The organism is Vibrio sp. H11, assembly GCF_004804295.1.
Taxonomy (GTDB): Bacteria; Pseudomonadota; Gammaproteobacteria; order Enterobacterales; family Vibrionaceae; genus Vibrio; species Vibrio ostreae.
Map to the genome: position 1 here is coordinate 248,663 of NZ_SSHN01000004.1, position 17,211 is coordinate 265,873.

General features: G+C 52.4%; 13 protein-coding genes. 5 read left to right on the forward strand and 8 right to left on the reverse strand.

Going from position 1 to position 17,211, the window contains the following annotated elements; all coding sequences use genetic code 11:
• Nucleotides 1-113: 113 nt before the first annotated feature.
• Both E6C74_RS08190 and E6C74_RS08195 read left to right on the forward strand, forming a co-directional pair.
• On the forward strand, nt 114-1,382 hold the full coding sequence (locus E6C74_RS08190) for a YeaH/YhbH family protein (RefSeq protein WP_136484214.1): 1,269 nt from the start codon (nt 114-116) through the stop codon (nt 1,380-1,382).
• Between the two features lie 12 nt (nt 1,383-1,394).
• The gene (locus tag E6C74_RS08195; protein WP_136484215.1) at nt 1,395-2,942 is read left to right on the forward strand and encodes a SpoVR family protein; all 1,548 of its coding nucleotides are present in this window, start codon (nt 1,395-1,397) and stop codon (nt 2,940-2,942) included.
• A 123-nt stretch (nt 2,943-3,065) separates the two neighbouring features.
• On the opposite strand, the gene kdsB is transcribed toward E6C74_RS08195, so the two are convergent.
• Genes kdsB through E6C74_RS08220 form a run of 5 tightly spaced genes read right to left on the reverse strand, consistent with a single transcriptional unit; the run spans nt 3,066 to nt 9,038 of the window.
• Nucleotides 3,066-3,812: a 3-deoxy-manno-octulosonate cytidylyltransferase gene (kdsB, locus tag E6C74_RS08200; RefSeq protein WP_136484216.1), complete on the reverse strand. Its 747-nt coding sequence runs from the start codon at nt 3,810-3,812 to the stop codon at nt 3,066-3,068.
• Nucleotides 3,812-3,991, reverse strand: coding sequence for a Trm112 family protein (locus E6C74_RS08205; RefSeq protein WP_136484217.1), 180 nt, complete (start codon nt 3,989-3,991; stop codon nt 3,812-3,814). The genes kdsB and E6C74_RS08205 overlap by 1 nt, the downstream gene beginning before the upstream one ends.
• Nucleotides 3,972-4,979, reverse strand: a complete 1,008-nt coding sequence (gene lpxK / locus E6C74_RS08210; protein ID WP_136484218.1) for a tetraacyldisaccharide 4'-kinase — start codon at nt 4,977-4,979, stop codon at nt 3,972-3,974. The genes E6C74_RS08205 and lpxK overlap by 20 nt, the downstream gene beginning before the upstream one ends.
• 21 nt (nt 4,980-5,000) lie before the next feature.
• Complete coding sequence (gene msbA, locus E6C74_RS08215) at nt 5,001-6,752, reverse strand: lipid A ABC transporter ATP-binding protein/permease MsbA (protein WP_136484219.1); 1,752 nt, start codon at nt 6,750-6,752, stop codon at nt 5,001-5,003.
• Between the two features lie 33 nt (nt 6,753-6,785).
• The gene (locus E6C74_RS08220; RefSeq protein WP_136484220.1) at nt 6,786-9,038 is read right to left on the reverse strand and encodes a DNA internalization-related competence protein ComEC/Rec2; all 2,253 of its coding nucleotides are present in this window, start codon (nt 9,036-9,038) and stop codon (nt 6,786-6,788) included.
• 8 nt (nt 9,039-9,046) lie between these two features.
• Between E6C74_RS08220 and E6C74_RS08225 the strand changes: the two genes are divergently transcribed.
• Nucleotides 9,047-9,577: a DUF2062 domain-containing protein gene (locus E6C74_RS08225; protein WP_136484221.1), complete on the forward strand. Its 531-nt coding sequence runs from the start codon at nt 9,047-9,049 to the stop codon at nt 9,575-9,577.
• A gap of 240 nt (nt 9,578-9,817) precedes the next feature.
• On the opposite strand, the gene lolE is transcribed toward E6C74_RS08225, so the two are convergent.
• From lolE to lolC, 3 genes are read right to left on the reverse strand one after another with little or no spacing between them, the layout of a single operon-like run.
• Complete coding sequence (gene lolE / locus E6C74_RS08230; protein ID WP_136484222.1) at nt 9,818-11,062, reverse strand: lipoprotein-releasing ABC transporter permease subunit LolE; 1,245 nt, start codon at nt 11,060-11,062, stop codon at nt 9,818-9,820.
• Nucleotides 11,063-11,749, reverse strand: coding sequence for a lipoprotein-releasing ABC transporter ATP-binding protein LolD (gene lolD, locus E6C74_RS08235; protein ID WP_136484223.1), 687 nt, complete (start codon nt 11,747-11,749; stop codon nt 11,063-11,065).
• A complete protein-coding gene (lolC, locus tag E6C74_RS08240) occupies nt 11,742-12,950 on the reverse strand; it encodes a lipoprotein-releasing ABC transporter permease subunit LolC (protein ID WP_168796988.1) in 1,209 nt (402 codons plus the stop codon). Before lolC ends, lolD begins: the two co-directional genes overlap by 8 nt.
• Nucleotides 12,951-13,125: 175 nt before the next feature.
• Between lolC and E6C74_RS08245 the strand changes: the two genes are divergently transcribed.
• Together E6C74_RS08245 and mfd are read left to right on the forward strand one after the other, a co-directional pair.
• Entirely contained in the window at nt 13,126-13,695 is a 570-nt protein-coding gene (locus E6C74_RS08245) for a PilZ domain-containing protein (protein ID WP_136484225.1), read from the forward strand.
• A gap of 8 nt (nt 13,696-13,703) precedes the next feature.
• Nucleotides 13,704-17,165 (forward strand): transcription-repair coupling factor, encoded by a 3,462-nt coding sequence (gene mfd / locus E6C74_RS08250; RefSeq protein WP_136484226.1) that lies wholly within the window; start codon nt 13,704-13,706, stop codon nt 17,163-17,165.
• Nucleotides 17,166-17,211 lie beyond the last annotated feature (46 nt).

A 17,211-nucleotide genomic window follows, 5' to 3' on the forward strand; every position in this document is an offset into this window, starting at 1 on the left:
TCCGGTCAGATGATGGTGACGGCACAACCGTCCCTCATCCATGAGTTCAGGGAATGCCCCAGGCGGTAGGAGCAAGTGATTGCTCACTGAGGGATGTTTACAGGGAGAATCTCATGGCGCAGTTTATCGATAGAAGGTTGAACGGTAAGAACAAGAGCGCAGTCAACAGACAGCGCTTCTTACGCCGTTACAAGGAGCAGATTAAGGAATCGGTTGCCGATGCCGTTAATCGTCGCTCAATCACCAATACCGAAACCGGTGAAGATGTCTCGATTCCGAACCGTGACATCAAAGAGCCCTCTTTCCATCAAGGCAAAGGCGGGCACAGAGAACGCGTTCACCCCGGCAATGACCAGTTCACCCGCGGTGACAAAATTGAACGGCCAAAAAGTGGCCAGGGAGGCGGTTCGGGTGAAGGTGAAGCCAGCCCGGACGGCGAAGGTCAGGACGATTTTGTATTTCAGATTTCCAAAGATGAGTATCTCGATATTCTGTTTGAAGATCTGGAACTGCCTAACCTGGAAAAAAACCAACTCAACAAGATTACCGAGTGGAAAAATCATCGCTCAGGTTTCCAGACAGCAGGTGTGCCTGCCAATATCGCTATCGTGCGGTCACTGCAGCAATCGCTGGCCCGTCGTACTGCGATGACGGCAGGCAAACGCCGTTTGATGCGTGAACTTGAACTTGAGCTGGATCGCATTCAAAACAGTGAACCGGCACAGTTACTTGAAGAGCGTCGCATCAGGCAGGAGATCGAGGATCTGCGCAAAAAAATCGACAGTGTCCCGTTCATTGACACCTTCGACTTACGCTTTAAGAACTATGAGAAACGCCCGGTACCCTCTAGCCAGGCAGTGATGTTCTGTCTAATGGACGTTTCCGGCTCAATGGATCAGGCGACCAAAGATATCGCCAAACGTTTTTATGTTTTGCTCTATCTGTTCCTGACCAGAACCTATGAAAACGTGGAAGTGGTGTTTATTCGCCACCACACCCAAGCAAAAGAAGTCGATGAACACGAGTTTTTCTACTCGCAGGAAACCGGCGGTACCATAGTCTCCAGCGCACTGAAACTGATGGATGAAATCATCCGGGAACGCTATCCGCTTGGTGAATGGAACATCTATGGCGCACAGGCCTCGGACGGCGATAACTGGGCCGATGACTCGCCGCGCTGTAAAGAGCTGCTGACCAATAAGCTGTTACCGTGTTGTCAGTATTACGCTTACATCGAGATCACGCGTCGTTCACATCAGACACTTTGGCACGAGTACGAAAAACTCCAGCCTTCATTTGGTAATTTTGCCATGAAAAATATCCGCAGTGTGGAAGACATTTTCCCTGTGTTCAGAGAATTGTTCCACAAGGAAACGGCATAAGGGGGAGCGCATATGACGACGAAAACCAAAGCCGCGCCGAAGCGTAAGCCAAAAAGTAAGCTGCTGCCGGATGGTCCGGACTGGACCTTCGACCTGCTGGAGCGTTACCACACCGAAATTAAACGGGTGGCAGAACATTACCGGTTAGACACCTATCAGAACCAGATTGAGGTGATCACCTCTGAGCAAATGATGGATGCCTACTCGAGCATTGGTATGCCGATTAACTATAACCACTGGTCATTCGGTAAAAAGTTCATCCAGACCGAGCAAAACTACAAACATGGCCAGATGGGTCTGGCTTATGAGATCGTAATTAACTCCGATCCGTGTATTGCCTATTTAATGGAGGAAAATACGGTCACCATGCAGGCACTGGTTATGGCCCACGCCTGTTATGGTCACAATTCGTTTTTCAAAGGGAACTACCTATTCCAGACCTGGACCGATGCCAGTTCGATCATCGACTATCTACTGTTCGCGAAAAATTACATCGCCGAATGTGAAGAGAAGTACGGTGTCGCGGACGTAGAAAAACTGCTCGACTCCTGTCATGCGCTGATGAATTACGGTGTCGACCGTTACAAACGTCCGGAAAAGATCTCGATAGCGGAAGAAAAAGCGCGTCAGGAAGAGCGTGAGGCCTATCTGCAATCCCAGGTTAACGCCTTGTGGCGCACCGTGCCGAAAAAGGCCCAGGAAGAAGAAGTCCAGCGCCACTTCCCGAGTGAACCGCAGGAAAACATTCTCTATTTTGTCGAGAAGCATGCACCGCTACTCGAGCCCTGGCAGCGCGAAATCGTGCGCATCGTGCGTAAAGTCAGCCAGTATTTCTATCCTCAGAAACAGACTCAGGTAATGAACGAAGGTTGGGCGACCTTCTGGCATTATACCATCCTCAACCATATGTACGACGAAGGCTTGGTTTCAGATAAGTTTATTCTGGAGTTTCTGCACAGCCACACCAGTGTGGTGGCGCAGCCGCCTTATAACAGCCCTTACTACAGCGGTATCAACCCTTATGCACTGGGTTTTGCTATGTTCCGCGACATCCGCCGCATCTGTGAAGAGCCCACTGATGAAGACCGGGAATGGTTTCCTGATCTGGCCGGCAGTGACTGGCTGGACGCCGTGCACTTTGCGATGCATAACTTCAAAGATGAAAGCTTTATCAGTCAGTACTTATCACCCAAACTGATCCGCGATTTTAAACTGTTTGCGATCAGCGATGATGACCATAAAAACTTTATCGAGGTGAGTGCCATCCACGATGACCTGGGCTATCGCCAGATCCGAGAAAAACTGGCGTCCCAATACAATCTCAGTAACTTAGAACCAAACATTCAAGTCTACAACGTGGATGTCAGAGGTGACCGTTCGCTCACGCTGCAATACATTCCACAAGATAGAATTCCTTTAGATCCAAGCTACGAGGAGGTGCTGAAACATATGCACCGTCTATGGGGTTTTGAAGTCAAACTAGAGGAGGTCAAAGAAACAGGAAGACGAGAGATCCTCTCAACCTGCCCAAAGAAGAATGATCACGACAGTAACGTGTGATCTGGGCAAAAAACACAACATCTAACACTCACTTTAATAACAAAGCCCCAGGATTCTGGGGCTTTGCATTTATTAGGTCGAGTTGTCAGGTAACCACAAAGGTCAATTGCCGTCAAAGACCGTTCAACCAGCAACTATCTTGCGTACTGCGGCCAAATCTTCCGGAGTATCGACCCCCGCCGGAGGGGCTTCCAGGGCCACGGCTACGTGAATCTTTTCGCCGTACCAGAGAACCCGCAACTGCTCGAGGCTTTCGATTTTTTCCAGCTGACTCGGCTGCCAGTTTATATAGGTATTAATGAAGCCTGCACGGTAAGCATAGATACCAATATGGCGCATCAGCGGTTGCACAATGTTCTTGTCCTGAGCGAAATTATCGCGATCCCAGGGAATCGTGGCACGGCTGAAGTACAGCGCATAGCCATCCTTGTCAGTGACAACTTTAACCGCGTTTGGATTAAACACTTCTTCCGCATCGCTGATTTCCACGGCCAGCGTGGCCATTGGCGCGCTGCTGGCAGCCAGATTATCCGCGACCTGGCGCACAATGCTCGGCGGGATCAGTGGCTCGTCGCCCTGCACATTAACAATGATGTGATCATCTTCGATGCCCATCAGTTGCACCACTTCTGCCAGGCGCTCAGTGCCTGACTGATGGTCAGCAGAGGTCATGCACACCGTACCACCAAACGCTTCAACGGCACTTTTCACCCGCTCATCATCTGTTGCGACGATGACACGTTCCGCACCAGCTTGCATTGCCTGTTCGTAAACCCACTGCACCATCGGCTTACCACCAATGTCCGCCAGTGGTTTACCCGGCAAACGGGTTGACTGGTAACGAGACGGAATAACGACCGTAAAAGACATTAGCGTCCCTCATCCATCGACATGGTACGCGCTTCAGTTTCAAGCAGGACCGGGATGCCCTCTTTGATTGGATAAGCCAGGCGGTCTAATTTGCAAATCAGTTCCTGATTATCTTTGTCGTAAGTCAGTTTGCCTTTACATACCGGGCAAGCGACAATCTCAAGCAGACGGTGATCCATACTGTTCCATTACCTCTTTAATAGTTTCCACAATGCACTGTTCATCTTCGGCGGCAATCTGCGCAGATACCGGTAGATACCACCAGTTATCCTGGGCAAAGCCGGTGCATTTCACGGCATCTTTTTCTGTCATTATGACGTTGTCTCCGCGCATGGCGAGCGCCTTCAGCTCGGAGACATCAAAATTCTTATGGTCGGCAAAACTGTGCGTGACTACAGGCGTCGCGCCCAGTTGCTGCAGGGTGTTAAAAAATCGTGGTGGATGACCGATACCGGCCCAGGCCACTACGTTACCCAACTCACTCACCGGCAACTGCTGTTTGGTCACCAGATTGACGGCTAAATCTGCCTGCAGTGTCATGGCAATTTCGCCATCCTGCGCTTCACCGCCATTGGTGATGATAAAATCCACTTCTTTCAGGCGTCGCAAGGATTCGCGCAGTGGTCCCAGAGGGATCATCTGTTCATTGCCAAACCGGCGTACGCCATCCACAACCACAAATTCGATATCACGTTCCAGGGCATAATGTTGCAGCCCGTCATCGGTCACCACTATATCCACACCCTGGGCCAACAAGGTTTTCACCGCGTTGGCCCGCACCGGATCGACGGCAACCGGCACTCCGGTACGCTGCTGAATCAGTTTCGGTTCATCACCGCAGTGCGCAGTCGGCGTCGTGTTCTGTACCAGCAATGGATAACGCGGTGCTTTGGCACCATAACCGCGTGATACCACACCCGGCTTATAGCCTAACTTTTGCAACGTCTCCACCAGCCAGATCACAACCGGTGTTTTACCGTTACCACCCGCGGTGATATTACCCACCACAATCACAGGAATCGGCGCGTGATAACGCTTTTTCTTTCCCGATTCAAAGTCGCGACGGCGTGAGCGGCTTATCATGCCGAACACCCGACTCAGTGGCCACAACAGGGGCCACAATACATATCGCATCGGATGTTGGTGAAACCAAATTTTCTCGATCATGCTCTGTTCACCAGCCAGCGCTTAGCCTTCACCAAACTGGATACGGTGCAGTTGTGCATAAGCGCCGTCTTGTTGCAATAACTCGGCGTGTTTACCACGTTCAATAATTTCACCTTCATCCACAACCAGAATTTCATCTGCTTGTTCGATAGTAGACAAACGGTGCGCAATAACCAGCACAGTTTTGTTCTTCTGCAGTTCATCCAGCGCCGCCTGAATCGCACGTTCTGATTCAGTATCCAGCGCAGACGTCGCCTCATCCAGAATCAGTACCGGCGCATCACGCAGTAAGGCACGGGCAATTGCAATACGCTGACGCTGGCCACCGGACAAGCTGGCCCCGTTCTCACCAATCATAGTGTCCAGACCATCGGCCATGTTATCGATAAAGTCCATCGCATGCGCCAGACGCGCCGCCGCTTCAATCTGCTCGCGACTGTATTCACCTTCCGCTGCATAAGCAATGTTATTGGCAATGGTGTCATTGAACAGATGGACATTTTGCGAAACCAGCGCGAAGTGCTGACGCAGATTAGTCAGTTTATAATCGCGTACATCGTGCCCATCGAGCTCAATGGAGCCAGAATCGACATCATAAAAACGGGTAAACAGGTTCGCTATGGTTGATTTACCCGATCCCGAACGCCCCACCAGAGCCACGGTTTTGCCTTGCGGAATATGGAAACTCACGTGCGATAAAGCCGGCTTTTCTTTACCCTGGTAGGTAAACGTCACATCGTTCACCGCAATGTCACCACGCGCTTTTTCAGTGTGGAAAGAGCCGTTGTCACGTTCTGTCTCCAGCGCCATCAGGTCAAACAGCGTCGAGCTTGCCGCCATACCGCGCTGGAAATCTGAAGTAACGTTGGTCAGTGCTTTTAGTGGACGCATCAAGCCAAACATCGCCGAGAAAATCACGGTAAAGGTGCCCGGAGTCAGTTGGTCACGAATCGAGTCGAAACTTGCCAGATAAAGCACCGCAACCAGCGCCATCGACGCGATCATCTGAATCACAGGGTTGGCGATGGCCTGGGCAGAAACCAGCTTCATCGTTTGCTGACGCATCTTATTGCTGACCGCTTCAAACCGTTTGCGCTCAACATCCTGACCACCATAGCTCAGCACCACTTTATGGCCTTTGAGCATCTGCTCAGCCGATGCCGTGACGTGGCCCATGGTGGTCTGCATGTTTTTCGAGATCTTACGAAAACGTTTCGAGACCACACGGATGCCGACCGCAACCAGAGGAGCCACCACCAGCAGGACCAGCGATAACTCCCAGCTGTTCCAGAACATCAGTACTAACAAGCCGACAATACTGGCACCTTCACGCACAATACTGACCAGCGCTTTACTGGTTGCTCCTGCAACCTGTTCAGTGTCGTAAGTAATGCGCGACAGCAGACCGCCCGTCGATTCACGGTCAAAAAAGCTGACCGGCATGTGCATAAACTGATTAAAAATCCGGCGACGCATCAGCATCACCACGTTGCCTGACACCCAGCTCAGACAGTAGGACGAGACAAAACCACTCATACCGCGCACAAACATCAGGCCGAGAATAATAAATGGCAGAGTCTTAAGAAAGTTGGACTCACTGTTGCCAAAACCTTCGTCCAGCAGAGGCTTCAGCAGGGAAATCATATAAGTATCAGAGACCGCATTAACAACCAGTGCGATAACAGCAACCACGAGCCCTGACTTGTACAGGCGAATGTAGGTCCACAAACGTTTAAAGGTTTGCCAGGTTGTTTCGTCAGAATTCAGTGACATAGATAGGCTTTATTTTGATGACAATATTGGCGCTCATTCTACCTCTTTACGCAGCATCTGCCTATACCAAGTCGAAGCTGTACTTTGGCGCATAGTCGATAAGTGGCGAGTTTGTGCGCGATATATCAATGAAACCTGGCCGCTCGCGCCGGTATCAATCCATTGTGCACCGGCCGCCTGATAGCGGGCAACCACCCGTGGATGAGGCAGATTCCATTGGTTGCCTTTAGCCAGTGACGCAATCGCAATCTTCGGTTGTACCCGTTCAATGAAGCCGGAGCTGGAAGAAGTCTGGCTGCCATGATGTGGTACGATCATCACATCACTCTTTACCACCGAAGGCTCGCGACTAAGTAACCACTCACCGACAGCCGTCACATCACCGGACAGCAGCAGCGAGTGACCAAATGTTTTATCTTCAATCCGAATCACACAGGAATGCAGATTGTCAGCCCGCGATACTTGCGCAGGAGGCCACAAGGCCGTCAACTCCAGCCCCTGCCAATGCCAGCGCTGCCCTTTCGTACAAGCCAGCCAGTCAGGATGCTGCTGACTGGCAATAATCCAGCCAGGCTGCAGACGCTCAATAACATCGGCCAGGCCTCCGGCGTGATCATTGTCAGTGTGGCTGATGATTACCCCATCGAGTTTCCCGGCCTGCCAGTAAACCAGCAGTGGCTCAATCAGGCTGCGCGCAAAACTGCCGCCGGGCCAGCTACGTGCGGTGTCATACAGCAGATAATGTCCGTGGCGCTCTATCATTACCGCCAGGCCATGCCCCACATCGAGCACTTCAACCCGCCAGCCGTCCTTATGCGGTATCGACAACCAGTGAGTCGCAAACAGCGCACCGATAGCCAGCAGCAAGCGCCGACTGATCACTTCACGTATGGCCCACAACACTAAGCCGGTCAGCAGCAGTAAGCTGCTGGTTTGGCTGACAGAGACCCAACTCGGCCCAACCCAATCCAAAGCATAATCGAGCGGGATAAAACTGATACCCACCCAATCCCATATCCATACGCTGTCAGGCAGTATCTGGCTCAGCAGTAACGCAATAAACAGTCCGGGCACAATCACCAGAGTAAACCAGGGAATAAACACCAGATTATACAGGGCTGAGCTGAGACTGAATCCGGCGAAGAAAAACGCGGAAACCGGTAACATTAGCAACGTAAGGCTGAACTGACTATAGAGCAGTTTTTTCCACCAGGGACGCTGTGAAGCCGCATCGCACACGTGATAAAGCACAATACCGACCGCGAGAAACGATAACCAGAAGCTGCGACTGAGCGAAGAGAATGGCACCAGCAGCAAAACCACAGCCAAAGTGAGCAGCAGACGCTGCGGGGCCGTAATAGTAACCCGGCTGAGCGTCAACGCTACGTTGAGCCAACACATGATAAGCGCACGTTGTGTGGGGATGGTAAAACCGGCCAGCCACGCGTACCCCAGAGCCAGACAAGCACCAAGTAGCATCGGGCTCCACAACAGATGGCGATGAATACGCATCAGAGGCAGGCCAAGCAGGTAACCGATGCCAAACGCCATACCGATATGCAGTCCGGAAATCGCCACCAGATGAATCAGGCCGCTGTCACGCAAAGAGAGCCACTGCTGGTCTGAAATCAGGTCACGCTCGCCAAATGTCAGTGCCAGCACCAGGCCCTTAGCCTGACTGTGCTCCATCCATTCCCGTACTTGCTGATAAAGCTCAGAGCGCCAACTGGCATTAGACACGATACGAAATGAGGATGCCCGTTGCACCGTTGCCCGGGCAACCCAACCCTGGCTCAAATAGAAAGATTCGAGGTCAAAACCGACCTGATTCAGGCGGCCGAACACAGGCTTTACCGTCACAGAAAATTCAAAATCATCGCCCGGATAAAGCAGCACGGGCGATATTAAGCGTATAGTTGGATATTGATACTCGGGCAAAGCTTGACCATTTATTGATCTGACTACCACACTTCCTTCATATCCGTAAGTAATTTGTTTAAAAAAGCTGTCAACTTCGCCTTTTATGGTAATATCTTGCCCTGCTTGAAAAATAGTGTTGGATTGAGATCTCACTAACTGTGCATGTGTTATGATAACCAGCACGGCGAACGCAATCCCTCCCACTCCTCTCAATCTGCCCGTCCATTGTGGCAGAGTAAGAGCAGCAAAGCACAATGCAAGGCATAAAAGTGCAACGCCCCATCCCGGCATCCACGGCCAGTAAGGCGCTGACAGTATGGTGAGCGAGAACGAAGCGAGCGTCCAGTAATTCGAAAAGAGAGTCATGTTCCCCGATGCCAAGAAAATACATTAAGCGGTTCATGCCTAACCCTGATGTCATCAGACGTCAAAAGGCATTAAAAGTTTTTGGCAATGTGCTGTATAACCCCAACCTGTGGTGTCTTAACCGACGCTCAGCGGCTGGTGCGTTTGCAGTTGGCCTGTTTATGGCGTTTGTGCCCCTTCCAAGCCAGATGATTATGTCCGCCGGACTTGCCATCGCCTGTGGCGTTAACCTGCCACTGTCTATCGCTCTGGTGTGGATCACAAACCCGATAACCATGCCGGTCATTTTTTATTTTGCGTATAAATTGGGTGCCTGGTTAATGAACGTACCCCCCCAGCCGTTCCATTTTGAACTCAATTGGGACTTCATCATGCAACAGATGAGTACCATTGGACCTCCGTTTTTACTCGGCTGTGGTGTATGCGCTGTGGTGTCATCAATCATCGGCTACTTTGGTATCCGCGGTTTGTGGCGTTATTCTGTGGTGCGCAGCTGGCAAAAACGCCGCGTCACCAAACTGCCGCAAAATCTAACCTGATTTGCAGCTGGCTTGGCGTGATTTTGCCGGGGGTACGACCGAGCAGGCATTTTGCTCTGCAACGCTTGTTGAGAAAAACTTGCTGAACCAGACCTGTTAAGCGCGAACCGGTTAGGCAAATGGTATTCGCCATTACACAGTGAGCGGATATAACCAGCAGTCACTCCATTCAGCGCTGACTAACAGGCACAAAAAAAGGACCGAAAGGTCCTTTTTTTGTGCCTGTTGACCCGTAAATAATTATTTACTGCTCAGTACACTGGCCGGATTGAGTTTGCTGGCCCGTTTCGCCGGATACCAGGTCGCAAGCAGACTGAGGACAATCGCCGTACCGGAAACCAGCAGCACATCGCCACTTTGTACCTGTGATGGCAGGAAATCGACGAAGTAAATGTCGCCGGACAGGAAGTGGTGACCAATCAGTGACTCCAGTCCTTTGATTAAAGTGGTCAGATTAAAGGCGACAAGTACCCCTAGGATACTGCCGACAATACTGCCCAGCACACCGGAAAAGACTCCCTGCCAGACAAAAATCCGTTTTACCAGGCCATCGGAAGCGCCCATGGTACGCAAAATCGCAATTTCTGCGGCCCGATCTTTGACCGCCATCATCAGCGTCGAAACAATATTAAAGCTCGCGACGCCAATCACCAGCACCATGACCAGATACATGATGGTACGCACCATCTGAATATCGCGGTACAGGAAGCCGAATTTCTGTTGCCAGCTACGCAGATAGACATATTCGTTCAGGGTCTGACCGACATCGCGCACAATGCGGCTGGCATTGAGCACATCCGTAACTTTAATCGCCACTCCCGAGACAGCATCGCCAATCCGGGCATACTGCTGCGCATCTTGCAGCGGTAACAGAGCCAGACTGTGATCAATCTGACCATTGAGCGCCAACAAGCCACTGACCTGAACCCGCACCCGGCGCGGTGCCTGCACTCGGGCCGAGCCGTCACTGGCGGGGATCATCAGAGTCAGATAATCACCGACACCGACGCCAAGCTGATCGGCCACACCTTTACCGAGAATGACCTGCTGCTGTCCGGGAGCAAACTGCACCCAGGCCTCATCAGTCACATACTCGGACAAACGAGACACCGCCCGCTCACGCTGCGGATCCACGCCGCGCACTTCGATCGCTTTAAGCTGAGTGCCTTTTTCCGCCAGCGCGGTAAATTTGACATAAGGCGCGGCGGCCACCACCTGCGGACTCTTGGTCGCCTGAGCCACCAGTGTCTGCCAGTCATTGATCGGGCCTTTCACGCCTTCAAATTCACCGTGCGGAATCACGGACAACACCCGGTTTTGCAGCTCACGTTCAAAACCGTTCATCGCCGATAAGCCAATGATGATCACGGCAACACCGACTGCAATCCCAATCGTCGATGAGAGTGAGATAAACGACACCATCTTGTTGCGCTGCTTGGCACGGCTAAAACGGCCACCGATAAACAGAGAGAGAGAACGAAACACTCACGCCCCCTCTGCATTGAGCAACAGACCATCTTGCATGTGCAACTGGCGATCCATTTTGGCCGCCAGCTCACCATCGTGAGTAACAACCAGAAATGCGGTGCCTGATTCGCGATTCAGCTCGCGCATCAGATCGTAAATCGATAGCGCGGTTTTATGATCCAGATTACCGGTCGGCTCATCTGCCAGCACCAGGTCCGGCTTGTTGACCAGCGCGCGCGCAATGGCAACACGCTGGCGTTCACCACCGGACAGCTCGGACGGGCGGTGCTCAAGACGATGTGACAAACCGACTCGGGCCAGCAGAGCTTCCGCTTCCTGTTTCGCGTGCGCCACTTTTTTACCACCGATCAGCAAAGGCATCGCGACATTTTCCAACGCAGTGAAATCAGCCAGCAGATGGTGAAACTGATAGACAAAACCCAGATGCTGGTTGCGAATTTTCGCCTGTTTGTTTGAACTCAGCGTACTGAGCTGCTGGTCAAGAAACTCGACCTGACCTTCGGACGCGTCATCCAGTGCGCCCAGAATGTGTAACAGGGTACTTTTACCCGAGCCGGATGAGCCGATAATCGACACCAACTCGCCGCGCTTGAGTTCAAAACTGACCCCTTTCAGCACTTGCGTTGCCAGATCCCCTTCCTGATAGGTTTTGCAAACTTGGTGACAACGTAAAAGGTTATTCATAACGTAAAGCCTCGGCGGGTTTAACAGAAGATGCCCGGTAAGAAGGGAATAAGGTCGCCAGCAGGCTGAGACAGATCGCCAGCACCACCACGATACAGATTTGCAATGGATTAATCACCACCGGCAGTTCGCCTCCCATCGGGAACAGCGCAACCCCGGTCGATTCCATTACTGCGTTAAGATTTTTGGCCAGTAATACCCCAAGGGTACCGCCTACAATAGCGCCAATCACGCCGCTGCTGGCGCCCTGCACCATAAAGATGGTCAGCACCTGACGGTTCGTCATGCCCTGAGTTTTGAGAATCGCGACTTCAGACTGCTTTTCCATCACAACCATGATCAGCGCAGAAATGATGTTGAATGCGGCAACGCCAACGATAAGCCCCAGCATCAACCCCATCATGTTCTTTTCCATCCGTACCGCCTGGAACAGTTCACCTCGCTGATCACGCCAGTCGCTCCACTGCCAGCCCTCGGGTAAGGGTTGCTGGGCCAGATCGCCAACCACAAACGGGTCATCGAAGAACAAACGCCAACCGGAAACGGTGTGATCATCAAAGCGCAGCAATTTACCCGCGTCATGCAAATGTGCGATCATCAGCTGGGCATCCACATCGGAACCGGTATTAAAAATCCCGGCAACGGTGAAATTACGCTGGCTCGGAATGCGCCCAAGCGGTGTAAACTGACTGGCGCTGGTCACCATCAGGCGCACTTTATCGCCCACCGACACATCGAGGTTGCGTGCCAGCGTGTGACCGAGGAAAACCCGGTACTCACCTTCCTGCAACGCCGCCAGACGGCCTGCGATCAGGAAATCACCAATCGGGTCGTCCTGATCCGGTGCAATCCCGACCAATAACCCGGCCGAGAGCTCAGACGCGCTCTGAATGACAGCTTCACTGCGCACCACAGGTTCGGGCTCGCGTTGCGTAGACAAGGTACGGATAAACTCAGGTGCCTGCTCAGTGAGCGCAGTTTTATCCTGCTGCTGCGAAATCACCGCCTGAGGCAGTACACCAAGGATACGGCTCTTCAACTGCGCTTCGAAGCCATTCATCACCGAAAGCACGGTCACTAAGGCCATCACGCCAATCGTAATACCGGCAGTGGACATGTAAGAGACGAATCGACTAAACCTGTCACCGGAGCGACCACGCAAATAACGCAGGCCGATAAAGGTCGAAATCGGATGAAACATAATTAAAACCAATCAAATAGGATGGCGCTACTGTAACGATAATCCGCGCAAGGTTGTAGTTTTTCTTTGCTAAATCTCTGTAAGAGCGCGCTTATTTCACACCAATAACAATGACATACCTTGATTAGTTGGACTGTATGACGATAATCAACACAGAGGTGAGAAGGAACCGACTATGACAGAACAAGAATATTTTACCGTACACCACGCACTGACAATCAATGTTGAGCCGTTAGCGGCGGACTATGACCTGCCTTCTCCCACCGATTTCGAAGCGGAAATTCCGGCACCTTTTGTTGTTGCCAGTGAATTCAGCCAGCTTGATCAACTCAGTGAAGCGGCGCGCCTGGAACTGAAAAACAGCGATTTCAAAAATGTCATCCAGTTACTGGAAACTCAGAACTCTAAACTCAATCTGTTGCTGAGTTTTATGCTGTCACAGCAGGATGACTCGCGCTTCCGTACTCATACTACCGGCTTTGGCGCCAGTCAGTTCACTTATAAGAGCCCTCAAGCCGTCAACCCGGGCCACTTGGTTCGTGCTAAGTTGTTTCTGGAATATCCGGCTGCCGCCATTTATTGTTATGGCCAGATAGTGACCTGCGAACCGGCTGACGACCACTTTATGGCAACGGTAAAATACACCCTACTGCGCGACACGGACCAGGACCTGCTGATTAAAGCGGCCCTGCATCAACAACAGAAGCTGCTGCGTCAACGCTCCTTAGACCGAGAAAAATCATAACTGTTAACATGACTACACATACTCTTTTTTCTTTGCCGTCGGCCACTAGGGCGGGCGATAAAAAACACATTGGTAATCTGCACGGCGCCAGTCTGGCGCTGGCGATCGCGGAACTGGCCAACCAGCATCCGGGCCATACCCTGCTCGCAGTGCCTGATCCGCAAACAGCACTAAAACTGCAACAAGAAATCGAGCAATTCTGCCAGGCCGGTGTGGCGCTGTTCCCGGATTGGGAAACCCTGCCCTACGATAGTTTTTCTCCCCATCAGGAGATCATATCGGAGCGTATTTCTCGCCTGTACCAACTGCCGGGGCAAAGCTGTGGTATCACCATCGTTCCGGTCAGTACTCTATTGCAACGCCAGTCACCGCGTGATTTCCTGCTGCAACACACCCTGATGGTGAAACAGGGTGACCGTTTCTCGCTCGACAAACTGCGTGTGCAACTGGATAACTCCGGCTATCGCCATGTTGATCAGGTGTTCGGGCCGGGTGAATACGCCAGCCGCGGCTCAATCCTGGATCTGTTCCCAATGGGTAGCAGCGATCCATACCGGATCGACTTTTTCGATGACGAAATAGACACCATCCGCACCTTCGATCCGGAAAACCAGCGCTCGATCGAAGAGATCCGTGAGATTTGTCTGCTGCCGGCGCATGAGTTTCCATCCAACGAGCAGGCCATTGAAGAGTTTCGCACCCGCTGGCGCCAGCGTTTTGAGGCGCGCCGCGAACCCGAATCTGTCTACATGCAGGTATCGAAAGGCACCTGGCCGGCCGGTATCGAATACTGGCAGCCGCTGTTTTTCGAGCATACCGAAACCCTGTTTGATTACCTGCCCGAGGGCAGTCAGCTCATCACCGTCGGCGCGCTGGAACAGTCCGTGGATCACTTCCTCAACGATGTTGATTACCGCTACGATCAGCGCAAAATTGACCCACTGCGTCCGCTGTTACCGCCGCACGAACTGTGGCTGAAAAAAGACGAACTGTTTGCGCGCTTTAAAACCCTGCCGCAACTGACCGTTTCGGTTGATGTGGTGGAAGAGAAAGCGGGCCGGGTCAATCCGGATATCCGCCCGCTGCCGGATGTTGCCGTACAACATCAGCACAAGGAGCCGCTGGCTGCACTGCGTCAATTCAGTGAACAGTTTGCCGGCAAAATCATCTTCTCGGTTGAGTCGGAAGGTCGCCGCGAAGCACTGCTGGAGCTGCTGCAACGTATCAAGCTACGCCCGATCAGCCAGCCTGATTTTGCCACGGCGTGCCATAGCGATGAAAAATTTGCCCTGATTCAGGGCTCGGCCGAACACGGCTTTATTTTCGGCGATCAGCAACTGGCGCTGATTTGCGAAAGCGACCTTCTCGGTGATCGCGTTGCCAAACGACGTAAAAAAGAGCGCAAAGCGACCAACAGCGATGCAGTCATCCGTAATCTGGCCGAACTTAAGCCTGGCCAGCCAGTGGTGCATATCGACCACGGTATCGGCCGTTACGTTGGTCTGCAGACACTGGAAGCGGGCGGCATGACCACCGAATACGTCACCCTCGAATATCAGAACGATGCCAAGTTGTATGTGCCGGTGTCGTCGCTCAATCTCATCAGCCGCTACTCCGGCGGTGCAGAAGAGGCTGCGCCGCTGCATAAACTGGGTGGCGAAGCCTGGGCTAAAGCGCGCCGTAAAGCGGCAGAGAAAGTACGCGATGTGGCCGCTGAACTGCTTGATGTCTACGCCAAACGCGAGCTCAAGCCAGGCTATAAATTCCAGCTTGACCGCGGCCAGTACGCCACCTTCAAATCCGGCTTCCCGTTTGAAGAGACCGACGATCAGGCGATGGCGATCAACGCGGTGCTGTCAGATATGTGCCAACCAAAAGCGATGGATCGTCTGGTGTGTGGCGATGTCGGCTTTGGTAAAACCGAAGTGGCGATGCGCGCGGCTTTTGTCTCGACCGACAACAGCAAGCAGGTTGCGGTGTTAGTACCGACAACCCTGCTCGCCCAGCAACATTTTGAAAACTTCCGGGACCGCTTTGCGAACCTGCCCATCCGGGTTGAGGTGCTATCGCGTTTTAAATCGGCCAAAGAGCAGAAGCTCATTCTGCAGGATGTAGCCGATGGTAAAGTCGATATCCTGGTCGGTACCCATAAACTGCTCTCCAGCGAGATCAAATTTGCCGATTTGGGTTTGCTGATCGTGGATGAAGAACACCGGTTCGGCGTACGCCAGAAGGAAAAAGTCAAAGCGATGCGCGCCGATGTCGATATTCTGACTCTGACCGCAACGCCGATCCCACGTACGCTGAATATGGCGATGAGCGGCATGCGCGATCTGTCTATCATTGCCACGCCGCCCGCGCGCCGCATGGCGATCAAGACCTTTGTCCGGGAAAGTGACGATAACGTCATCCGTGAAGCTGCACTGCGTGAAATCATGCGCGGCGGCCAGGTCTACTTCCTGCATAACCAGGTCGAGACGATTGAGAAAGTCGCCGCTGATCTGGAGAAGCTGATTCCGGAAGCGCGTATCACCATTGCCCACGGCCAGATGCGCGAGCGCGAGCTGGAACGGGTCATGAACGATTTTTACCACCAGCGCTTTAACTTGTTGGTGTGTACCACCATCATCGAGACCGGTATCGATGTTCCGACCGCCAACACCATCATCATGAATCGGGCGGATTCACTGGGCCTGGCGCAATTACACCAGTTGCGTGGACGGGTTGGCCGCTCGCATCACCAGGCGTACGCGTATCTGCTGACACCGCATCCGAAAGCGATGACCAAGGATGCGCAGAAACGCCTCGAAGCGATCGCCTCACTGGAAGATCTCGGTGCCGGTTTCACGCTCGCGACGCACGATTTGGAAATTCGTGGTGCCGGTGAACTGCTCGGCGATGAACAAAGCGGCCAGATTCAGTCGATCGGTTTCACGCTGTACATGGAAATGCTCGAACAAGCGGTTGAAGCGTTGAAGTCAGGCAAAGAGCCGTCGCTGGATGATTTGCTGCGTGAGCAAACCGAAGTGGAACTGCGCATCCCGGCCCTGCTGCCGGACGATTACATCCCGGACATCAACACGCGCCTGTCGATGTATAAACAGATCGCCAGCGTCGGCCACAGTGATGAACTGGCCGAGCTGAAAGTCGAGCTTATCGACCGTTTTGGTAAGTTACCTGATGCCGCAATGAATCTGCTCTCGGTTGCCGAATTGAAACTGGATGCAGCCACGCTGAAAATCCGTAAAATTGAAGCACACGAGAAAGGCGGCTACATTGAGTTCTATCCGAATGCTGACATTAACCCGATGTTTTTGGTTAAACTATTGCAGTCTCAACCGAAACAATTTTCGATGGAAGGGCCGACCAAGTTCAAATTTGCCATACCTTTGGTCGATCGCCGAGAGCGAATTCAGTTCGTAGCAAATATGCTGGAAGAGTTTCAGCAAAATCTGCTACCAGCAGCTTAAACGTACCGGCGCAGCGCAAGCGCCGGACGCATAATGAACCAAGTGC